Origin of the sequence: Leucobacter albus, from assembly GCF_039528015.1 — a bacterium.
GTDB classification, from domain to species: domain Bacteria; phylum Actinomycetota; class Actinomycetes; order Actinomycetales; family Microbacteriaceae; genus Leucobacter; species Leucobacter albus.
In genome coordinates this window covers 34,510-51,219 of sequence record NZ_BAAAKZ010000007.1, presented here as the reverse complement: position 1 = coordinate 51,219, position 16,710 = coordinate 34,510, and the positions used below count along the sequence as shown (strand labels likewise).

Genomic DNA, 16,710 nt, shown 5'->3' with positions numbered 1-16,710 from the left:
TGGGAGACGAAGATGCACACACCATCACGCACACCACGGAGGATCGGGGCGCTCGCCGCGCTGGCGCTCGCGGGGGTGACGCTGCTCACCGCCTGCGGTTCGGCGGACCCGCTCGACGACGGGGGCGGATCGACAGAGGGCGCGAGCGAAACTATCGTCGTCGGCTCGCAGGCGTACTATTCGAACGAGATCGTCGCGGAGCTCTACGCACAGGCGCTTGAGGCCGGCGGCTTCACCGTCGACCGGCAGCTGCAGATCGGACAACGCGAGGTCTACATGCCCGAGCTCGAGGCCGGCAAGATCGACGTGTTCCCCGAATACACGGGCAACCTGCTGCAGTACTTCGACGCCGACACCACCGCGACAACGAGCGACGACGTCTACGCGGCGCTCGCAGAAGCTCTCCCCGAGGGGCTCCGCGTGCTCGACCAGTCGGAGGCTTCCGACCAAGATTCCTACGTCGTCACGAGCGAGTTCGCGAAGCAGCATAACTTGACTGAAATCGGCGACCTCGCGGGCGTCGACGGGCTCCTGCTTGGCGGAAACTCCGAACTCGAGACGCGGCCGTACGGGCCCGTGGGGCTCAAGGAGGCCTACGGCGTTGACGTCTCGTTCACGCCGATCGAGGATTCGGGTGGGCCGCTCACGGTGAAGGCGCTGCGCGACGGCCAGGTGCAGCTTGTGGATCTGTACTCGGCAGACCCGGTGTTCGCCGAGGGTGATCTCGTGGTGCTGAAGGACCCGAAGGGCCTCTTTCTCGCCTCACACGTCGTGCCTGTTGTGTCCGACCGCGTGACCGACGAGGCCGCCGAGATCATCAACAGGGTCTCCGCCGCGCTCACCGCAGAAGATCTGCAGCAGCTCGGCGCGCAGTCAGTGAACGACGAAGCCCCTGCCGCGAAGATCGCAGGGCAGTGGCTGAAGGAGCAGGGCCTGGCGGGCTGATCTCCACGCCACCCGCGGTCATCGCTCACTCCGGTGCGATGACCGCCAATCCGTGTGCGCGGGCAGCTTCGCCGAGCCTGATGTCGTAGGTCAGGATCGCGGAGGCCTCGATGCCGAGCGCGCCGGCGAGATGCAGCGCGTCGAGACTGCGCAAGCCCGCCTGCGGGAACAGTCCCGCCTCGCGAAACTGTTCCCGCGTCAGCGGGATCATGGTCACGCCGTCGAGAACGGCGGTGATCAGCACCTGATCGATTCCGTGGCGCACGCCGATCCGGCGCAACTCGGTCTCCAGGAGATCGCTGGAGACCACGGCCCGACCTTCGTCCAGGTAGCTGCGCAGTCCGTCCGTCTCCTGCTCGTCGCTGATGAGTTTCACCGCCGCCGAGGTGTCGAGATAGACCACCGGCGCAGGCACCGCCGCAGCCGTCACCGGCGATCCTCGCGCTCGTCGTCGATGATCTCGCTCACGGACCGATCGAGCGTGACCTTCGGGAGCTCCGACCAGCCGCCGCGTCGCCGCGCAGCCCGCGATATCGGAAACGGCAGCGGCTGAGTTGCAACAGGGGAGAGGTGTGCGACGACGACGCCGCGGTTGGTTACCTCCATCGCCTCTCCGGCCGCGACACGGCGCAGGACGTCTGCGGAGTTATTGCGGAGCTCGCGGTGCGTGATGGTGGCCATGAACCGAGTGTAGCACGTGGCGTAGCACATGTTGAAGCCCTCGTTATCGCCGAGGTGTCCGCCCCAGCCCGGCGGCGAAGATCGCAGGGGAGTGGCTGAAGAAGCTGGGCCTGGGGGCTGAATGTATGCACAGAGCGCGCAAGAAAGCGAGAAACCTCGCTTTTTGCTCGCATAGTGTATACACTGGGCTTGGGCGGCGGTGAAGCGCCCGAGACCGGAGGTGGATCGTGAGAGCAAGCGACAGGGCATACGCCACGCTGCTTGACGAGATTCAGCGCGGCGATCTCGCCCCGGGAGCGGTGCTCGGCGAGGTCGAGCAGGCAGCGCGCCTCGGCGTGAGCCGCACGCCGGCGCGCGAGGCGATCGGCAGGCTCATCTCGAACGGGCTCGCGGCCCAGCTGTCGCCGCGCGTGACCGTCGTGTCAGACTTTGAGGCCGGCGACATTCGTGCACTGTTCGAGGTGCGTCGGGCGCTCGAGGAGAACGCGGCGCGGCTCGCAGCCCTCAAGGGCGACCCGGCGGTGTTCACGGAGCTCGCGAACGCGTTCGCTGCGGCCCACCCCGAGAGCGGGGAGGTGGCGGCCGACTCGTACTACGAGCTCATCGCCCGCTTCGATGAGGCGCTCGATGCGGCCGTGAACAACCAGTACTTCACGAACTCGCTGCGCACGATCCGCACCCACCTCGCGCGCGCCAGGCGCCTCGCCCGTGACAACCGCGGCAGGCTGCACGCGTCGGTCGCCGAGCACCGGCTCATCGCCGAGGCGATCGCGGCCGGCGACGGCGAGCTCGCAGCCCACGCCACGCACGTGCACCTGCACAACGCGCTCACCGCGATCCTCACCTCGCTCGCGCAGGCCCCGACGACCGGCGCCGTGCCGGTTGTCGCCCCCGCGCTCCCCACAGATTTACTCAGCAACGAACCGACGTCGGAAGGAACACCATGACCGTCATTCACAATGTTCGCGTGTACAAGAGCGAAGAGACGCTCCCGCGCGAAGAGCAGCTCGCCTGGAAGATCGCGGAGGTCGCGACCGACCCCGTCGAGGTCGACGCAGACGTGCTCGACATGATCATCAACCGCATCATCGACAACGCGTCGGTCGCCGCGGCATCGCTCACGCGCGGCCCGATCGTCGCATCGCGCGCGCAGGCGCTCACTCACCCCGTCTCGACCGGCGGCAAGGGTGCCTCGATCTTCGGCCTGAACGCAGAGCGCACGAGCCCCGAGTGGGCTGCGTGGACGAACGGCGTTGCCGTGCGCGAGCTCGACTACCACGACACCTTCCTCGCTGCCGAGTACTCGCACCCCGGCGATAACATCCCGCCGATCCTCGCGGTCGCGCAGCACGTCGGCAAGGATGGCCGCGCGCTCGTTCGCGCGATCGCCACCGGCTACGAGATTCAGATGGATCTCGTGCGCGCGATCTGCCTGCACAAGCACAAGATCGACCACGTCGCGCACATCGGCCCGTCGGCAGCCGCCGGCATCGGCACGCTGCTCGGGCTCGACACCGAGACCATCTACCAGGCCGTCGGCCAGGGGCTGCACACCACGACCGCGACGCGCCAGTCGCGCAAGGGCGAGATCTCGACCTGGAAGGCGCACGCGCCCGCGTTCGCCGGCAAGATGGCGGTCGAGGCTGTGGATCGCGCGATGCGCGGCCAGACCTCGCCGAGCCCGATCTACGAAGGCGAAGACGGCGTGATCGCGTGGATGCTCGACGGGCCCGACGCGAAGTACCAGGTGCCGCTGCCCGCGAAGGGGGAGGCAAAGCGCGCGATCCTCGACAGCTACACGAAGGAGCACTCCGCCGAGTACCAGGCGCAGGCGTGGATCGATCTCGCCCGCAAGCTTCACGGCGAGCACCCCGAGCTGCTCGATGTCGCGAACGTGAAGAGCGTCGTGCTGCACACGAGCCACCACACGCACTACGTGATCGGCTCGGGCGCGAACGACCCGCAGAAGTACGACCCGAATGCTTCACGTGAAACACTCGACCACTCGATCCCGTACATCTTCGCGGTCGCGCTGCAAGACGGCGGGTGGCACCACGTCGACTCCTACACCCCGGAGCGCGCCGGCCGGGCCGACACCGTCGAGCTGTGGAACAAGATCACCACGGCAGAGGACGCTGAGTGGACCCGCCGCTACCACTCGGAAGACCCCGACGAGAAGGCGTTCGGCGGCCGCGTCGAGATCGAGCTCACCGACGGCACGAAGATCGTCGACGAGATCGCCGTCGCCGACGCGCACCCGCTCGGGGCGCGGCCGTTCGCGCGCGACAACTACATCGCGAAGTTCCGCCTGCTCGCAGAGCCCGTGCTCGAGCCAGCCGAGATCGAGCGCTTCCTCGACCTCGTGCAGCGCCTGCCCGAGCTCTCGGCCGACGAGGTGCGTGAGCTGAACATCGTTGCGAAGGCCGGCGTCATCGACCTCGCCTCAGCCCCGAAGGGACTCTTCTAATGCTGTATTCGAAGACCACACCGGCCGACAAGCGTCGGCTGTTCCGCGAGCGGCTCGCCACGGGTGAGCTGCTGCGCTTCCCCGGCGCGTTCAACCCGCTGTCTGCCCGCATGATCGAGCAGAAGGGCTTCGAAGGCGTCTACATCTCGGGCGCCGTGCTCGCGGCAGACCTCGGACTGCCCGACATCGGCCTCACCACCCTCACCGAGGTCGCCGGCCGCGGCAAGCAGATCGCTCGCATGACCGACCTGCCCGCGATCATCGACGCCGACACCGGCTTCGGCGAACCGATGAACGTCGCCCGCACGATCCAGGAGCTCGAAGACGCTGGCCTGGCCGGCGCCCACATCGAGGATCAGATCAACCCGAAGCGCTGCGGCCACCTCGACGGCAAGGCCGTCGTTGACGAGGCGACCGCGACCAAGCGCATCCGCGCGGCCCGCGACGCGCGTCGCGATGAGAACTTCCTCATCATGGCCCGCACCGATATTCGCGCAACGGCAGACGGCCCCCACGGGCTCGACCTCGCGAAAGATCGCGCGAAGGCGCTCGTTGACGCCGGCGCCGACGCGATCTTCCCCGAAGCGATGCGTACGCTCGAAGAGTTCGAGGCGATCCGCAGCGCGGTCGACGTGCCGCTGCTCGCGAACATGACCGAGTTCGGTAAGAGCGAGCTGTTCACCGCCAAGCAGCTCGCCGACGTTGGCATGAACATCGTCATCTGGCCGGTCTCGATGCTGCGCATCTCGATGGGGGCGACGGGCCGCGCGCTCGACACCATCATCGAGCAGGGTACGCTCACCTCAAAGCTTGATGAGATGCAGCACCGTGCCGACCTGTACGAGCTCGTCGATTACGAGGGCTACAACCACTTCGACACGAGCGTGTTCAACTTCGAGGTTGCGCGGTAACCCCGCTCACCTCACACAAATAAGTAGCGAAGGAGCTATCGTGACTGAAATTCACAAGGGCCTCGCGGGCGTTGTCGCAGACAACACGGCGATCTCCAAGGTCAACCCCGACACCAACAGCCTGCTGTACCGGGGCTACCCGGTGCAGGAGCTTGCCGCGACGCAGCCCTTTGAAGCTGTCGCGTACCTCCTGTGGAACGGCGAGCTGCCGACTGCCGAGCAGCTCGCCGAGCTCCGCGCCGAGGAGCGCAAGCACCGTGCCCTCGCCGCGAACGTGAAGGCGGCAATCGACCTGCTGCCGCTCACCGCGCATCCGATGGACGAGGTGCGCACGGCGGTGAGCGTCATCGGCGCGTCAGACGTCAACGGTGGTGGATCGGTGCTCGACGCGGCCGGCACCCCCGAGGAGAACCTGGCGCGGAGCGTGCGCCTGTACGCTGCGCTGCCCGCGATCGTGGCCTACGGCCAGCGGCGTCGCCGCGGCGAGGATCTCATCGAGCCGCGCGACGACCTCGACTACTCGGCGAACTTCCTGTGGATGACCTTCGGCGAGGAGTCGGACCCGGTGGTTGTCGAGGCGTTCAACCGGTCGATGACATTGTACGCGGAGCACTCGTTCAACGCCTCGACGTTCACGGCGCGCGTGATCACCTCGACGCTGTCTGACCTGTACTCGGCTGTCGTCGGGGCGATTGGTGCTCTCAAGGGCCCGCTGCACGGCGGCGCCAACGAGGCAGTGCTGCACATCTTCAACGACATCGGCACGGCAGCAAACGTCGTGCCCTGGCTCGACACCGCGCTCGCCGAGAAGCGCAAGATCATGGGCTTCGGGCACCGCGTCTACAAGCGCGGCGACTCGCGCGTGCCGACAATGAAGGCGGCGCTCGATACGCTCGTCGAGCACTACGACCGACCCGACGTCGCGGAACTCTACGACGCGCTAGAGAGCGAGTTCGTGTCGCGTAAGGGGATCTACCCGAACCTCGACTACCCGTCTGGCCCCGCCTACAACCTCATCGGGTTCGACACGCTCACCTTCACGCCGCTGTTCATCGCATCGCGCGTTACGGGGTGGACGGCGCACATCATGGAGCAGACGGCCGCAAACGCGCTGATCCGCCCACTTTCCGCCTACAACGGCGTCGACGAGCGCCACATCGAGGGCTACGTTCCCGATGCGGGGGCGCTCGCCGCAGCGGAGCGCCCCGAGGAGCAGGCGTAGTCGAAATCGTCAGCCAGACCGGCTGACGGGGTGCCGATTCCGGTGGGTCGCGCAACAATTTCCACTTTGAGGCATTCACTAACGTATGATGCGTTTACGAGGAAAATATGCGCCCCATCGGGCGCGGGGCGGCGCTGCGGCCCGAAAGAGACTCGGGCCGCAGGGTCGAGGTAAGGAGAATCGATGAAGATTGTCGTGCTGGTCAAGGAGGTTCCCGATACGTACGGGGATCGCAAGCTGAACCTTGAGACGGGAATCGCAGACAGGGGAGCCTCAGACACGGTGCTCGACGAGATCGGCGAGCGCGCGCTCGAGGCCGCCCTCGCCCACGCCGACGCGCACGACGGCACCGAGGTCGTCGTGCTCACCGTCGCCCCCGAGGGGGCGAGCGGATCGATCCGCAAGGCGCTCGGCATGGGCGCGCACTCGGCGGTGCACGTCGTCGACGATGCGATGCTCGGCGCCGACCTCGGCCTCACCGCCGAGGTGCTCGCGAAGGCAATCACCCGTGCGGGCTTCGACCTCGTCATCGCAGGCAACTCGTCGACCGATGGCTCAGGCGGCGCCATCCCCGCGATGCTCGCGGAGCACCTGCGGGTGCCGGGTCTCACCGGCCTCAGCGAGGTGACGATCACCGACACGGGTGTGTCGGGCGTGCGCCCGGTCGACGGCGGCGTGCAGCAGGTCTCGGCAGACCTGCCCGCCGTCATCTCCATCACCGAGGCGCTGCCCGAGGCCCGCTTCGCAAACTTCAAGGGCATCATGGCGGCGAAGAAGAAGCCGCTCGAGGTGGTTTCGCTCGCCGACCTCGGCGTCGACGCGGCCGACCCCGCTGCCGCGCGCTCGATCATGGTGACGGTCGCAGAGAAGCCGGCCCGCGAGGCCGGCGTGAAGATCGTTGACGAGGGAGACGCGGGCACGCAGCTCGCGAATTACCTCATCGAAAACCGGCTGGTATAGGGCGAAGGGAACAGATCATGACTGAATTTGCACAGGATTCCATCCTCGTCGTTCTCGAACCCCAGGCCTCTGGCGCGCTCGAAGACGCCGCCGCTGGCCTGCTTGGGGCAGCCTCGCTTGCCGGCACACCCGTGGCCCTCGTGCTCGGGCCCGAGGCGCTCGCCGCTGATGCAGCCGCGCTGGGCGCCGCGCGCGTGCTCGTCGCGCCGCCCGCAGACGACACCGTGCTCGGTACTTTCGCCGTCGACGCGCTGCAGGCAGCGGCTGAGCTCGTGCAGCCCGACGCGATCCTCATCTCAAACTCGCCGAACGGCCGCGACACCGCCGCGCGTTACGCGGCTCGCACCCGCTCGGCGCTCGCCGTCGACGCGATCGGTGTCGCCCGCGACGACCTCGGCGTCGTCGCCCAGCACTCCGTCTACGGCGGCGCATACAACGTGACCTCTGCGCCGACGTTCGGCGCTCCGGTCGTGACGATTCGCCAGGGCGCGGTCGACGCTCGCGCCGCGGCGCAGTCGGCGACGGGTGAGCCGCTCGCCGTCGCTGATTCGGGCGCACCGGCCGGGCGCATCGACTCGTTCGAGGCCGTCACCGAGGTGTCGTCGCGACCCGAGCTGCGCGGCGCCGCCCGCGTCGTCTCGGGTGGCCGCGGGCTCGGCTCCAAGGAGCAGTTCGCGCTCGTCGAGCAGCTCGCCGACGCGCTCGGTGCCGCCATCGGAGCCTCGCGTGCGGCGGTCGACGCCGGCTACGTGCCCGCCTCGTACCAGGTCGGGCAGACGGGCGTCTCGGTGTCGCCGCAGCTCTACATCGCGCTCGGCATCTCGGGCGCGATTCAGCACCGCGCCGGCATGCAGACCGCGAAGAACATTGTCGCGATCAACAAAGACGGCGACGCGCCGATCTTCGACGTCGCCGATTTCGGTGTCGTCGGCGACGTGTTCACGGTCGTGCCGCAGCTGCTCGCGGCCCTCGAAGCAAGGAAGTAGCCGTCATGGCGAGCTACGCGCAAACGATTAGGAGCGGGCTGCCGCGCGTGCCTGGCGGCGAGCCGTGGCCGCCCGAGGGAACGCCGGCAGGCGCGCCCGCGACCGCTCACGTTCCCGTTGCCGCTCCCGCTGCGCCCGCTGAGGCCGCCGCGCCCGCCGCCGCGCCCGCCGCCGAGGCAGCGCCTGCGGCGTCGCAGGCCGCGCCGGTTATCGCGGTGGATCCCGGGGCGTCGACTCCTGGTGCAGCTGCCGGTGCCGCTGGTGCCGCAGCCGGTGCTGCCGGTGCCGCTGGTGCCGCCGCGGGCGCTGCGCCCGCGGGGCTCAGCACCGTTCCGCTGCGTCGCGGTCTGCCGCGCACGGCCGGCGGCGACCCCTGGCCGCCCGAGGGGTTCGCGCCCGCTGGCACGATCGCGCCGGCCGCTGCCGCTGCCGCCGCGGCCGGGGGCGCCGCTGCTGCCGGGAGCACCGCTGGTGCCGGCCCGGCTGCCGCTGAGGCCGCCAGCGCAGCTGCTGCAGGCGCCGCGGCCGCGGCTGCCGCACCCGCATCGGCGCAGGCCGCAGCACCGGCCGTCGACGCGCCACTCGTGTTCGGCACGACGCCGCTGCGACGGGGGCTCCCTCGCGTCGCCGGGGGCGACCCGTGGCCCGCAGAGGGCTTCGCGCCCGAGCGCGCGGCCGCGCCAAGCACCGCGCCCGCCGCTGCCGCTGCGCCCACTGTTGCCACGGACGCTACCGGGGCGGCCACCGCGGCGGCAGCGCCCGCCGCTGCACCCGCAGCAGCATCGGCCGCGGCACCCGCCGCCGCAAGACCCGCAGCAGCCGCGGCGACGACCGTACCCGCGCCGAAACCAGCACCGACAAAGCCCAAGCGCGAACCGAAGATGATCGGCTCGCGCTCGCTCTCGCAGTGGGTGAAGCTCGGCTCGCTCGGCGTCGCGGGCCTCATCGTGCTCGCCGGCGTCATCGTGCTCGCTGCCCGCGGGCTCACGACCCTGCCCGGCGTGCCCGAGTTTGTCGAGCGCTACCCGGGCGAGTACCACCCGGCCGTCGTCGCCGACGAGGGCTTCCCGGCGTGGGCGCGGTGGACGCACTACCTCAACCTGTTCTTCATGGTGCTCATCGTGCGCACGGGCCTGACGGTGCGCCACCAGCAGAAACCCGATGCGTTCTACACCCCGAAGAAGGGTGGCAAGAAGGTCTCCCTGCACCTCTGGCTGCACACGAGCATCGACCTGCTCTGGCTCGCAAACGGCATCATCTTCGTCGTGCTCCTGTTTGTGACCGGGCACTGGGCGAGAATCGTTCCGACGAGCTGGGAAGTGTTCCCGAACGCCGCATCGGCGATGCTGCAGTACCTCACGCTCGACTGGCCGGTTGAGAACGGCTGGGTGAACTACAACGCGCTGCAGCAGCTCATGTACTTCATCATCGTGTTCATCGCGGCCCCGGTCGCGGCGCTCACGGGCGTGCGCATGAGCGAGTGGTGGCCGAAGAACAACGAGAAGCTCGACAGGGTCTTTCCCGCCCAGCTCGCCCGTGCGCTGCACTTCCCGACGATGCTGTTCTTCGTGTTCTTCGTGATCATTCACGTGTTCCTCGTGATGACCACGGGCGCGCTGCGCAACCTGAACCACATGTACGCTGGCAACGACGGAGCCGGCTGGTTCGGCTTCTGGATGTTCGTGGCCGGGCTCGGGGCGATCGCGATCGTGTGGGTGCTCACGCGGCCCATGCTCATCGCCCCCATCGCGAGCCTGTTCGGTAAGGTCAGTAACCGCTAGCAACGCGTGCCGCCCGCCGCGACCCTGTATCGGTCGCGGCGGGCGGCACACCCAAGCATCACACGACACCGGGAGGTGCGGCAGTGGACCCCGTACGACCAACGAGCGACAGCCAGTGGGCAGCGCTGCGGGCAGGCGAATTACCGGCGGTCGAGGAGGTGCGCCCGGGCGTCTATGCGATCGCGCTGAATATGCCGGGCATGCAGCCGCCCTACGCCTTCAGCTACGCGTTCATCGCGGGGGGCGGATCGCGCGCCGTGCACCTCATCGACGCGGGTCTCGACACCGACGAAAACTGGGAGCTGCTCGCGAGCGCGCTCGCCGGGCTGGGCCGCCGGGTTGAGGACATCGCGACGGTGACGATCACGCACCTGCATTTCGACCACACCGGGCTCGCCAATCGCATTCGCGAGGCCGCCGGCGCCCGCGTGCGCATGCACGTCGACGAGGCGGCCGCGATCCGCGCCGGGCTGCAGTTCTCGGCCGGGCTCGACGTCGGCGATCAGCTCGCCGAGTGGGGCGTGCCAGAGGGCGTGCGCGCCGAGCTGTACGAGGTGGCAACCAGCCGGGCCGATTTCGGCTCGGCGGTGATCGTCGACGACGAGCTCGCAGATGGCGACCTGATCGACCTCGGGGAGCACCGGGCCCGGGTGATCCACACCCCCGGCCACACCACCGGGCACGTCTGCCTCGCGCTCGATGGCGAGGCAGCGGTGTTCACCGGAGACCACGTGCTGCCAGTGATTAACCCGGGCATCGCGCTCGGGGGCAGGCGCGCCGCCGATCCGCTTGGCGAGTACTACGCCTCGCTCGATCGCCTCGCGCCGCACGCCACCGACGAGGCGCTGCCGGGCCACGGCTTCAGATTCGCGAGCCTCGGCAGCCGCTGCGCCGAGATTCGCGCCCACCACGAGGCCCGCACCGAGCAGGCCGCCGCACTGCTCGCCGCGACCCCCGATCTCACCGTGTGGGAGCTCGCGAGCGGGCTGACCTGGACGGGCGGCTGGGGCGCTCTGCCGATCGTGTCGCGCGTCTCGGCGCTCGCGCAAACCGACATGCACCGGGCACGCGTGCTCGCGACGGCGCACGGGCTGCGGTAGGGCGCGGGGCGCAGCTTTGGCAGCCTCAGCAGTGCGCCGCGAACCGCGCTAGTCGTGCATCGGGAGCCCGGTGATGAGGTGGCTTTCTGGCTCGAGCTGCAGCGTGGAGTGTTCGAGGTGGAAGTGCTCCATCAGGCAGGCCTTCAGCTCGTCGAGCACGTCGTGATAGCCGCGCTCGCTCCACGAATCGTCGCTGATGGTGACGTGCGCGGAGAACGCGGGCACGCCAGAGGTGATCGTCCAGGCGTGCACATCGTGCACCTCGACGACGCCAGGCACGGCGAGCATGTGCTCGCGCGCGGCGTCGACGTCGAAGCCCTTGGGTGCGGCCTCGAGTAGCACGGTGACGACGTCGCGCAGCAGGCTGTAGGCGCGCGGGGCGATGAGCAGCGCGATCGCGATCGAGGCGATCTGGTCGACCATCATCCAGCCGGTCAGGGCGATGATGATGCCGGCGACGATCACGGCGAGTGAGCCGAGCAGGTCGCCGAGCACCTCGAGGTAGGCGCCGCGCACGTTCAGACTCTCTTGTTGGCCCGAGCGCAGAATGAGCAGCGACACGAGGTTCGCCGTCGCGCCGATGACCGCGGCGATGAGCATCGGGGTCGACTGCACCTCGACCTCAGAGCCAAAGCGCGAGATCGCCTGCACGAAGATAACGACGGCGATCACCCCGAGCACGATGCCGTTTGCCAGTGCCGCGAGCACCTCGACGCGCAGGTACCCGTAGGTGCGCTTCGAGTTTGCGGGCAGCGTCGCGATGATGCTCGCGAGCAGCGCGATCGCGACGCCGGTCGCGTCGGTGAGCATGTGGCCCGAGTCAGCGAGTAGCGACAGCGACTTCGAGATCAGCGCGCCAACGACCTGCACGAGAAACACGCTGAGCGTGATCACGAGCACGAGAATCAGGCGCTTGCGGTGCTTGCCCGTTGCGGTCGTCGCGCCCTCGAGCCCGTGCGAATGCCCGGCGCCGCCTTCGTGGGCGCTTGCCGGGGGCGCTGGGTGGCCTGCGCTGAACTCGGGCTCGCAGTTTGCATCGTCCATGCTTCGCCATGCTACCCGCCCGCGGGGTGGGGTGGGGGTGTATCTCCGGGGTGCCGCTGCAGAAGCGTCGCTGCAGGCGTGCCGCTGCAGGCGTGCTGCTGCAGAAAACGGGGCAATCTGCACAGCCAAGCCCCTCGCCGCACCGACCCGACCTATCGGGTGCAGATCTCCCTGGGAAGCGCAGGGGCCGGGCCTGGCGCAGCGTCGGGCCTTGGCGCAGCGGCCGGGCCTGGCCCAGCCAGCCTCGCAGCAGGGCGCAGCTAGCCGGCGGCCTCGAGCATCGCGCTCGCCGAGCGCAGGTAGCTCGAGAATTGCTCGTTGATCTCGAAGCTGGTGGCCCCGATGCGAGAGCTGCGCTCCGTCAACTCGAGCAGCGCTTTCGCCTCAGGGGTGCCGTCAGCTCCGGTTTCGGCTATGACGGCGGCGGCGGAGTCTGCCATGGCGTCACGCATTTCACCCGTGATGAGGTGGAACGGCAGCGAGACTGTGGCCCACGCCTCGTCGGCGATCGGGGCGGCTATGTCGCGCACAGCGAGAAACGAGGAGAATGCGGCAGCGCGGCGCTCCTTCGCCTCAGCAACGTCCTGTGCCGAGATCGCCCAGAACGAGGGCGTCTGAGGCAGCGGCAGCTCGTCTGGTGGGAGGAACTGGTCAATGCGCGCCGCCAAGAAGGACGAGTCTAATTCGAACTCATCGAGGCTGCCCCCGTTAGCGACGATCGCGGCCTCTACCTGGGTTGCGGCCTCCTCGCACACTGCGGGGTCGAACGTGGCAATGCCCGCGGCAGCCTCCGCCGCTTTGGTGCGGAGCGATTCGGCGAGCTTCTCGGGCAGCACGGGAGGCTGCGTGCGCTCGTAGAACGCAGTCTCGTCGATGCGGCGCTGTGCGGTCGGCAACGAGATGCACGCTGTAGCGAGCTTAATAGTCGCCTTGCGCTCGCGTTCTTGCAGGGTCGTCTCCTGGTGCATCGCTGCCTCGGCCGCGCGGCCGTACTCCGCGAGCAGGGCCTGCTTGGTCAGGAGAAAAAGCCCGGCGACGAGCGTCACCGTAGTGAGCGCACCAAATGTGACCCAGCGGGTTGCGCGCCGCCGCGCTGGCGCATCGCGAACCGTCGCGGCGAACGCAGTGGTCACGACAGCTATCAGCGCGATCCCGGAGGATACGGCAAGTACCGCGGGAATGTTGCTGAGCGCGGTGCCACCAAGACCACCGTGCTGGGCGCGCACGGCCCACAACAGGGCGAGCGCGAACAGCGCTACCCACACGGCGGCGACGCCCCAGCGCTTCGTGCGCGTCGCTTCGGGGCTGTGCACCGCCACGAGCGACACTAGGCCGCCGAGGCAAATCGTCAGCACACCGGCAGTTGGCCCGACGATGACCCACCCGATGTAGAACTCAAGCACGCCACTGAGTTCGCCCCCTCCGGTGGCAAAGAACGGGCCGACAAACGCGATCAGAGTGATTGCGCCCAGAATAAACGTGGCTATGCGGAGTGGTTTCATGGTGGCTGCCAATCGTTCGCTACCGGCAGTGTAGTCGCTGGTGTTTGGCGCGCGCGCGCGTAGCGGCGTCGTCGGAGGCAGCCCACCGGGTGGTCTAGGGCGGCAGCGACCGCACCCTGTCAGCGCAGCAGCAGATAGAGTGCGCCGAGCGCGGTGCCAGCGATCACGGCCCACTCGAAGGCCTGCTGGCGAATGCGCGCGGCGATCCAGCGCCCGATGAACGCGCCGACAACGACGCACGGAATGAGCAACAGGTCGAGTTGCAGCGTAGCGGGGGTGAACAACCCCAGACCGATCGAGATGGGAAGCTTCACGAGATTGATCACGGCGAAGAACCACGCGGCGGTGCCGAGGAATGTCTTCACCGGGAGCCGTGCCGACAGGAAGTACATTGACATCACCGGGCCGCCGGCGTTCGCCACCATGGTGGTGAAGCCGCCAAGCGCACCGAAGCCAGCGCGCCCGGCGACGGCCGCGCGGCTCGAGGCGGGGGCGCTCCCGCGCCCGCGAAATCGCTGCCACAGCGTCACGGCGATGAGGCAGAGCAGAATCGTGCCGATGAGCCGCCTGACCCAGTTGTCTTCGGCGAACGCGAGAAACGCCGCGCCGAGGGCGAGGCCGATCGCCGCGAACGGCACGAGCCGCACGAGCGCCCGCCAGTCGGCCTCGCGGCGATAGCTGATGAGCGCGAACACGTCGCCGACGATGAGGAGCAGCAGGAGCGCCCCGGTCGAGGCTTTCGCCGGGAGGAGCGCGGCGAAAATCGCAATCGAGATCGTGTTGATGCCGGGCAGGGCCGTCTTCGAAATGCCGACGAGCGCGGCCGCCAACCCGAGCAGCACCCACGCGAGCGGCGAAAAGTCGAGGGGCGCAAGGGTCATTGCCTCATCTTACGTATAGCGCTGGCATCGGCGCGCTGCCGGGGTGCCGCGCTTGGTGCCGGCGCATGTGCCGGGCGGCGCGATGAGCGGGTGGCGCGCTTGGCGGGCGCTGCGCGCTGAGCTGCCGGGCGCCGCGCTAGGCGGTGAGCTGCGCCGCGAGGGCAAGCAGCTGCGGTTCGCTCCCCGCCCGCCCGATGAGCTGCACCCCAACCGGCAGCCCGGCCGCGTCGCGCGAGATCGGCACGGCGATCGCCGGCAGCCCCGAGACGTTCACCATCGAGGTGAACGGGGTCCAGCGGCACTGCAGCGCATAGTCGTCGGCCGGGCTCAGTGCCGTGAACTCGCCGATGCGCGGCGGCGCCATCGCGAGCCCTGGGGTGAGCACGATGTCGGTGCGCCCCCACTGCTCACGCGCCGAGCGGGCGAAGGCGTGCATTCTGGCTGCGTTCGCCCGGTGCTGGTCGCGGCTCCGGGCGAGCGCTCTGGCGCGCATCTCGCGGGTGAGGGGCATGAGCTGCTCGGCCCGGCCTGCATCGAGTTCGAGGAGTGAGAGCCCGGCGATCCACCCCTCGGTAAAGAAGTCGAAGTAGCCGGGGTCGTAGCGAAAATCGGCCCCGCCGACGCGGTGCCCGTGCTCGGCGAGCCGATCGGCGGCGAGCTCGAGGGCGCTAAGAGCGGCTGGCGCGAGCGTTACATCGAGCGCCGCGTCGAACGGGGAGGCCGTGCTCACCGCCACCGTCAGGTCGCTGAGTGCGCCGGCCCTGTCTACGGCCGCGCGGTGGGAGCCGCTCGCGGCCGGGTCGGCGAGCGCGTCCATGAGCAGCGCGGCGTCGGCGGCGGATCGGGCGAGCGGCCCCGAGACCGTGAGCACCGGCGCCCCGAAACTGTCGTGCAGCCCGCGGGCGACGTCGCCGGGCACGGCGCCGAGGCCGGGCTTCAGGCCGACGAGCCCGCAGGCGAGCGCGGGGATGCGGATCGACCCGCCCCCGTCGCTGCCCGGCGCGACCGGGAGCAACCCCGCGGCGACGGCGGCAGCGGAGCCGCCGCTCGAGCCGCCGGGGGTGAGGTCGAGGTCGTAGGGGTTGCGCGCTGGCGGCGCGACCCGGTTCTCGGAATAGCTCGTGAGCCCGAACTCGGGCACCTGCGTCTTGCCGAGGGAGACCGTGCCAGCCGCGCGCAGCTGCGCCACCACCGGGTGGTCGGTCGTGGCTGGCCCAGCGGGCACAGCTGCGCTGCCCGACGTCGTGGGGGTGCCGGCGACGTCGACGATGTCTTTGTGCGCTATCGGCAGGCCGAGCAGCGGGGGCAGGGCCCGGTTTGCCTGCCACGCCGCGAGGGCGGCGTCGGCCTCGCTGGCCTCGGTGAGCGCCTGCTCGGCAGTGACAGTGACGAACGCCCCGAGCTGTGGGTTCTCGGCGATGCGCTGCAGGTAGTGCTGCGCCGCCTCGACGGCGCTGAGCTCGCCGGCGTGCAGCGCGCTCTGCAGTGCCGTTGCCGAAGCGAACGGGCCTGTGCTCGGGCTTGGTGCAGCGCAGCCCGGGCTGTGCGCCTCGTTGCCCGAGTGATGGGGTGGGCTCTGGCCCGCGCCCTGTGTTGGGCATTCACCCGGGGGCGGGCTCGTTGGCTGCGGCACCGGCTGTCGCTACTTCGCAGTGAAGGTGTGGTCGTAGCCCTTGTCGCTGCCGGTGCGTCGCACAGTGAGTTCGTAGGAGCGCGTGGATTCGGTGCCGGGCGAGGTCATGTTCAGCCAGGCGGTGCGCTCACCCGGGTCTGAAATCGACATGCCGCCGCCACCGCCGGAGGTGCGCACGCCGATGCCGAGCGCGTCGTTGGTGGTGAGAAACGCGTAGGCGACAACGCCCTCGCTCGTGCGGTCGATAACCTCGAGGGTCGAGGCGTCGACCCTGCCGGTCTCGAGGGGGAGCCCCGTGCTCCAGTACTCCTCCATTTCGGTAAGGATCTGCTCGCGGAGCTCTTCTGAGTCGCGCGGCGGCGCGTCTGCCGCGATCTGCATGATGAACGTGACCAGCAGCGCGAGCGCGCCGAGCAGGGCCAGCACCATCACGGCGCCCGGTGCTGATTTGCGGCGGGTGGAGGTGGGTACAGTCACGGGTGCTCCTTTGAAAACTGGTGGCTCCATCGTAGCCCGCGGGGCTTGGGCGGGGCTTGGGTGGGGCTTGGGCGGGGGCCGATCTGCAGAACTCGGGGTGATCGGCGCCTACAGGCACGG

Annotated in this window: 16 protein-coding genes; 9 read left to right on the top strand and 7 right to left on the bottom strand. The window is 69.2% G+C overall.

Annotated features, from left to right (window positions below):
* Nucleotides 1–12: 12 nt before the first annotated feature.
* On the top strand, nt 13–945 hold the full coding sequence (locus ABD115_RS08875) for an ABC transporter substrate-binding protein (protein WP_343960349.1): 933 nt from the start codon (nt 13–15) through the stop codon (nt 943–945).
* Between the two features lie 25 nt (nt 946–970).
* Here the strand turns inward: ABD115_RS08875 and ABD115_RS08870 are convergent, their stop codons facing one another.
* Nucleotides 971–1,375 carry a type II toxin-antitoxin system VapC family toxin gene (locus ABD115_RS08870; RefSeq protein WP_343960348.1) on the bottom strand — a complete coding sequence of 135 codons (405 nt, stop codon included), beginning with the start codon at nt 1,373–1,375 and terminating at the stop codon, nt 971–973.
* Entirely contained in the window at nt 1,372–1,626 is a 255-nt protein-coding gene (locus ABD115_RS08865) for a type II toxin-antitoxin system Phd/YefM family antitoxin (protein ID WP_343960346.1), read from the bottom strand. Before ABD115_RS08865 ends, ABD115_RS08870 begins: the two co-directional genes overlap by 4 nt.
* 227 nt (nt 1,627–1,853) lie before the next feature.
* On the opposite strand from ABD115_RS08865, the gene ABD115_RS08860 reads away from it, so the two are divergent.
* The 8 genes from ABD115_RS08860 (at nt 1,854) to ABD115_RS08825 (ending at nt 11,053) form a co-directional block, all read left to right on the top strand.
* A complete protein-coding gene (locus ABD115_RS08860; protein WP_343960345.1) occupies nt 1,854–2,573 on the top strand; it encodes a GntR family transcriptional regulator in 720 nt (239 codons plus the stop codon).
* Nucleotides 2,570–4,093, top strand: coding sequence for an MmgE/PrpD family protein (locus ABD115_RS08855; RefSeq protein WP_343960344.1), 1,524 nt, complete (start codon nt 2,570–2,572; stop codon nt 4,091–4,093). Before ABD115_RS08860 ends, ABD115_RS08855 begins: the two co-directional genes overlap by 4 nt.
* Nucleotides 4,093–5,004: a methylisocitrate lyase gene (gene prpB / locus ABD115_RS08850; RefSeq protein ID WP_343960343.1), complete on the top strand. Its 912-nt coding sequence runs from the start codon at nt 4,093–4,095 to the stop codon at nt 5,002–5,004. The genes ABD115_RS08855 and prpB overlap by 1 nt, the downstream gene beginning before the upstream one ends.
* Nucleotides 5,005–5,044: 40 nt before the next feature.
* The gene (locus ABD115_RS08845; RefSeq protein WP_343960342.1) at nt 5,045–6,226 is read left to right on the top strand and encodes a bifunctional 2-methylcitrate synthase/citrate synthase; all 1,182 of its coding nucleotides are present in this window, start codon (nt 5,045–5,047) and stop codon (nt 6,224–6,226) included.
* 183 nt (nt 6,227–6,409) lie between these two features.
* Nucleotides 6,410–7,186, top strand: a complete 777-nt coding sequence (locus tag ABD115_RS08840; protein WP_343960341.1) for an electron transfer flavoprotein subunit beta/FixA family protein — start codon at nt 6,410–6,412, stop codon at nt 7,184–7,186.
* A 17-nt stretch (nt 7,187–7,203) separates the two neighbouring features.
* Nucleotides 7,204–8,172 carry an electron transfer flavoprotein subunit alpha/FixB family protein gene (locus ABD115_RS08835; protein WP_343960340.1) on the top strand — a complete coding sequence of 323 codons (969 nt, stop codon included), beginning with the start codon at nt 7,204–7,206 and terminating at the stop codon, nt 8,170–8,172.
* 5 nt (nt 8,173–8,177) lie between these two features.
* A complete protein-coding gene (locus ABD115_RS08830) occupies nt 8,178–9,953 on the top strand; it encodes a cytochrome b/b6 domain-containing protein (protein WP_343960339.1) in 1,776 nt (591 codons plus the stop codon).
* An 83-nt stretch (nt 9,954–10,036) separates the two neighbouring features.
* On the top strand, nt 10,037–11,053 hold the full coding sequence (locus tag ABD115_RS08825; RefSeq protein WP_343960338.1) for an MBL fold metallo-hydrolase: 1,017 nt from the start codon (nt 10,037–10,039) through the stop codon (nt 11,051–11,053).
* Between the two features lie 48 nt (nt 11,054–11,101).
* On the opposite strand, the gene ABD115_RS08820 is transcribed toward ABD115_RS08825, so the two are convergent.
* The 5 genes from ABD115_RS08820 to ABD115_RS08800 form a co-directional block, all read right to left on the bottom strand.
* Nucleotides 11,102–12,097: a cation diffusion facilitator family transporter gene (locus ABD115_RS08820; RefSeq protein ID WP_343960337.1), complete on the bottom strand. Its 996-nt coding sequence runs from the start codon at nt 12,095–12,097 to the stop codon at nt 11,102–11,104.
* A 260-nt stretch (nt 12,098–12,357) separates the two neighbouring features.
* The gene (locus ABD115_RS08815) at nt 12,358–13,599 is read right to left on the bottom strand and encodes a hypothetical protein (protein WP_343960336.1); all 1,242 of its coding nucleotides are present in this window, start codon (nt 13,597–13,599) and stop codon (nt 12,358–12,360) included.
* A gap of 119 nt (nt 13,600–13,718) precedes the next feature.
* Entirely contained in the window at nt 13,719–14,480 is a 762-nt protein-coding gene (locus tag ABD115_RS08810) for a sulfite exporter TauE/SafE family protein (RefSeq protein WP_343960335.1), read from the bottom strand.
* Between the two features lie 136 nt (nt 14,481–14,616).
* Nucleotides 14,617–16,113, bottom strand: a complete 1,497-nt coding sequence (locus ABD115_RS08805; RefSeq protein WP_343960334.1) for an amidase — start codon at nt 16,111–16,113, stop codon at nt 14,617–14,619.
* A 9-nt stretch (nt 16,114–16,122) separates the two neighbouring features.
* Nucleotides 16,123–16,590 carry a hypothetical protein gene (locus ABD115_RS08800; protein WP_343960333.1) on the bottom strand — a complete coding sequence of 156 codons (468 nt, stop codon included), beginning with the start codon at nt 16,588–16,590 and terminating at the stop codon, nt 16,123–16,125.
* Between the last annotated feature and the right edge of the window lie 120 nt (nt 16,591–16,710).

Bases quoted from the DNA above. Each gene is read 5' to 3' on its own strand.
- ABD115_RS08875 (WP_343960349.1), top strand. From the start codon at position 13: ATGCACACACCATCACGCACACCACGGAGGATCGGGGCGCTCGCCGCG.
- ABD115_RS08865 (WP_343960346.1), bottom strand. From the start codon at position 1,626: ATGGCCACCATCACGCACCGCGAGCTCCGCAATAACTCCGCAGACGTC.
- ABD115_RS08855 (WP_343960344.1), top strand. From the start codon at position 2,570: ATGACCGTCATTCACAATGTTCGCGTGTACAAGAGCGAAGAGACGCTC.
- prpB (WP_343960343.1), top strand. From the start codon at position 4,093: ATGCTGTATTCGAAGACCACACCGGCCGACAAGCGTCGGCTGTTCCGC.
- ABD115_RS08840 (WP_343960341.1), top strand. From the start codon at position 6,410: ATGAAGATTGTCGTGCTGGTCAAGGAGGTTCCCGATACGTACGGGGAT.
- ABD115_RS08835 (WP_343960340.1), top strand. From the start codon at position 7,204: ATGACTGAATTTGCACAGGATTCCATCCTCGTCGTTCTCGAACCCCAG.
- ABD115_RS08830 (WP_343960339.1), top strand. From the start codon at position 8,178: ATGGCGAGCTACGCGCAAACGATTAGGAGCGGGCTGCCGCGCGTGCCT.
- ABD115_RS08820 (WP_343960337.1), bottom strand. From the start codon at position 12,097: ATGGACGATGCAAACTGCGAGCCCGAGTTCAGCGCAGGCCACCCAGCG.
- ABD115_RS08815 (WP_343960336.1), bottom strand. From the start codon at position 13,599: ATGAAACCACTCCGCATAGCCACGTTTATTCTGGGCGCAATCACTCTG.
- ABD115_RS08810 (WP_343960335.1), bottom strand. From the start codon at position 14,480: ATGACCCTTGCGCCCCTCGACTTTTCGCCGCTCGCGTGGGTGCTGCTC.